The 3,236-nt window shown below is 36.4% G+C and carries 2 protein-coding genes; both read right to left on the bottom strand.

The features are described from left to right. Positions 1-349 precede the first annotated feature (349 nt). Positions 350-2,251 carry a WG repeat-containing protein gene (locus tag U9P79_09560; GenBank protein ID MEA2104869.1) on the bottom strand — a complete coding sequence of 634 codons (1,902 nt, stop codon included), beginning with the start codon at positions 2,249-2,251 and terminating at the stop codon, positions 350-352. Positions 2,252-2,260: 9 nt separating this feature from the next. Then, positions 2,261-2,605 (bottom strand): hypothetical protein, encoded by a 345-nt coding sequence (locus tag U9P79_09555; protein MEA2104868.1) that lies wholly within the window; start codon positions 2,603-2,605, stop codon positions 2,261-2,263. Positions 2,606-3,236 lie beyond the last annotated feature (631 nt).

Genomic DNA, 3,236 nt, shown 5'->3' with positions numbered 1-3,236 from the left:
AAGAATCTCCCATAAGGTTAAGATTATGTCGCACCTACGGTATGATGAACGAACAGGGATGTTCGATTTACTCTTTTTACCATTTCCCATTTCACAATTCAAAATTCACAATTCAAAATTCACAATTCAAAATTTCCCAAAAACGGATAGGCTATTTTTTTTCGTATATTCATGGTTGTTTTTTCACATTTCACAATTCACAATTTCCTTCTCCGTTTTCCCTTTTTCCCATTTCCCTTTTCACCATTTTTTATTTTTATTCGTGCATTTTTGGCTGATTTTTTTACCATTGCGAAGGTCGTTGAAGCATAACCATTCGCAAGGTAAAATTCAAAATTTTCCAAAACTTTTACGGTTTCCAAATATAATTACCGGATTTGTTTATCAATCCCCAGCCGTCCTCAGTTCTCACGTGGGCAATTCCATTTTGAAATCTAAGTGCTTGTAAAAAGATTGGTTTGATAACAATATCACCTGATGTGGAAATATAACCGTATTTTCCCAAAACCTGCACAACTGCCAAACCTTCGGAAAAGGAATCCGCTCCATAAAATTGGGGTGGAATAACAATATCATTGCTTTTGTTTATGTATCCGCATTGGTGGTTTTCATCCATAAAGGCAGCGAGTCCATCTGAAAAACCAAGCATTTCATTGTAGTATGAAACGAGAACAATTTCTCCCTTTTTATTGATAAAATATGTCCCTTTTGTTTGTTTTGAAACCATTGCCAATCCATCGGAAAAATTTTTTGCTTCATCCCAAACAATCGGAATTACAAGGTTTCCGGTAGTGTCTATAAATCCGCATTTTTCGTTAATTTGTACGGCAGCCAACTCTTCTGAAAAATCCATCACATCATCGAAACCGGCAGCAATGCGCAATTTTCCTTTATGGTCAACGAATCCCCACTTATCATCAATTTGAACTCGTGCCAAATTGCAAGAAAAATTACCCGCATAATCAAATGCAGGTTCGATGATAAATCTACCATCGTGTCCGATAAATCCGAATTTTTCGCCATTAAATACAGAGGCAAGTCCTTCGGAAAATTCCCTCCCCTGCCGGAAAACAGGATTGATCTCGAATATTCCCTTTTCGGAAATATAACCAACCCCGTCTTTAATTCCTACATAAGCCAGATCGTCCGAAAAGTCGTATGCTCTATCAAATTGAGGTGTGATTACCATCTTTCCGCTTTTATCAATAAATCCATATTTCTTTCCGATTCTAATTTTTGCCATTCCGTCATGGAAATGTCCCGCATCTGTTGCCGAGGGAATTGTGAACAGAACGCTGCCTTTTTTATCAATAAATCCGTAAATATCATTTACATAAACTTGGGCAAGTCCTTCGGAAAAATTATCCGCACTATCGAACTTTGGAGTGATGATAAATTTACCGGTTTTGTTGATGAATCCGAATTTTGAATTTTGTTTGACTGCTGCCAAATTCCCATTGAAGTCGCTTGCTTTTTCATATTTCAGTGGGATGATTCTTTCTCCGAATCGGTTGATAAACCCCCATTTTCCGTTTATGGAAATATAAGCTAAACCTTGTGAAAAATTTCCGGCATGATCGAAAACCGGTTCCACAATCACTGCTCCGGATTTATCTATAAAACCATATTGATTCAGGTGTCTTACACGAGCAATTCCCTCTGAAAACGGGAAAACTTCCGTGTAATTCAGAGAGATGATTTCCATTCCTTGGGTATTGATAAAACCGAATTTGCCATCAATTTTTACAGCCGCCATCCCTTCGGAAAAACGTTGAGCATCCTCATATTTCGGTATTATGATAAAAGAACCCGATTGATCTATGTAACCCCATTTGTCATCCACTTTTACAGCTGCAAAATTGTCATAAAAATCCCTTGCATCATCATAAATCGGTTTTAGGCGAATTCTTCCTTTCTGATCAATATAACCGAATTTATCACCGATTTTTATAACTGCCAATTCATTAGAAAATTGTGGGGATGAATAATTGCTATTGACGATGAAAACGATTTTGCCACTTTTATCAATGAATCCGTAACGATTGGAGAGTGTTACTGCGGATAATCCCTCAGAGAATTCACCCACGTGATCGTAATTTGGAGCTATTACAATCTCTCCTGTCTTGTTTACGAACCCGTATTTATTGTTCAGTTCGAAACGATACAGATTCGGAGAATTCCCAGCAAATAAGGTGTGGGAAAAAAGGAATATGAGTCCGACAAAAAAGGATTCAAACAATATTTTTTTCATGAGGAGAAATTATTCATATTCATTTTCCTCAAATTTTATCTTCACATTAGCCTTCCGAAGCAGTGGATAATATTCCTTGATATAGTCATTGATTACAGATTCTACTTCGGATTGTTTTTCCATTATTTTTTTGGAACATTTTTTTAGAGTGAGTGATATTACAATAACTTTCGGAAGGTTTACGGCAAGGTTCCAAAAAAATGCCGGTTTTTCTCCAAAGATATTTTCGATATATTTCGGAGCAGTTTTTGTCAGTTCCTTTTCTGCTTTCAGAACCCGATAAATCCAATAGCACCAATAAAAAAAGGTGGAAAGTCCGGCAAACCAAAGGGTGAGTTTAATACTTTTTTTCATGAGTTTTTCCTTATATATTTTTTGCAACCAACAATCCGATTAAAAAAAGAAAAATTCTTTTTTTCTCGTATTTATTAGTTGCTTTAAGATAGTTTTTCAAAACTATAAAGCCGGCTGATTCTGTCAATAAAACAGTTAATTTTGTTGATCCGTTGTGGATTTCTGGGAGATTCTTCCTCACTTCGTTTGTCAGAATGACACGGCGGGTGTTGGGGGAAAGATTAACCACGAAATACACGAAAAAAGATTAAAGACTAAAGAGCAAAGATCAAAGGAAAAAGTAAAAAGTGATAAAGTGATAAATTGGAACACAAGTCCTCTCGTGTTGTGGGTTTTTTTATGCTCTTCGGGGAGATTCTTTCCGGCTTCTATTCGCTACAATAGATGTCATCCTCGAGGACTTTTTGTTGTTTACAACTCATCCCCTAACCCCTTCTCTTCAAAAAGAAGGGGGACAACACCAGCCTCGCAGAATGCTTTTATGTTTTTTACAACTCATCCCCACAGTGAAATCCCAGTGAAATAAAAAAGATAAAATCATTTCACGGGATAAATAAAAAAGATAAAAGCATTTCACCCCGATGAAATAAAAAAGATTTCATTGGGCAAGCAGGGCAAACAAAAATTAGTC

It is taken from the genome of Candidatus Cloacimonadota bacterium, assembly GCA_034661015.1.
Classification (GTDB): domain Bacteria; phylum Cloacimonadota; class Cloacimonadia; order JGIOTU-2; family JGIOTU-2; genus JAYEKN01.
The sequence above is the reverse complement of the archived record's forward strand: the minus strand, read 5'-3'. Positions and strand labels throughout refer to the sequence as shown.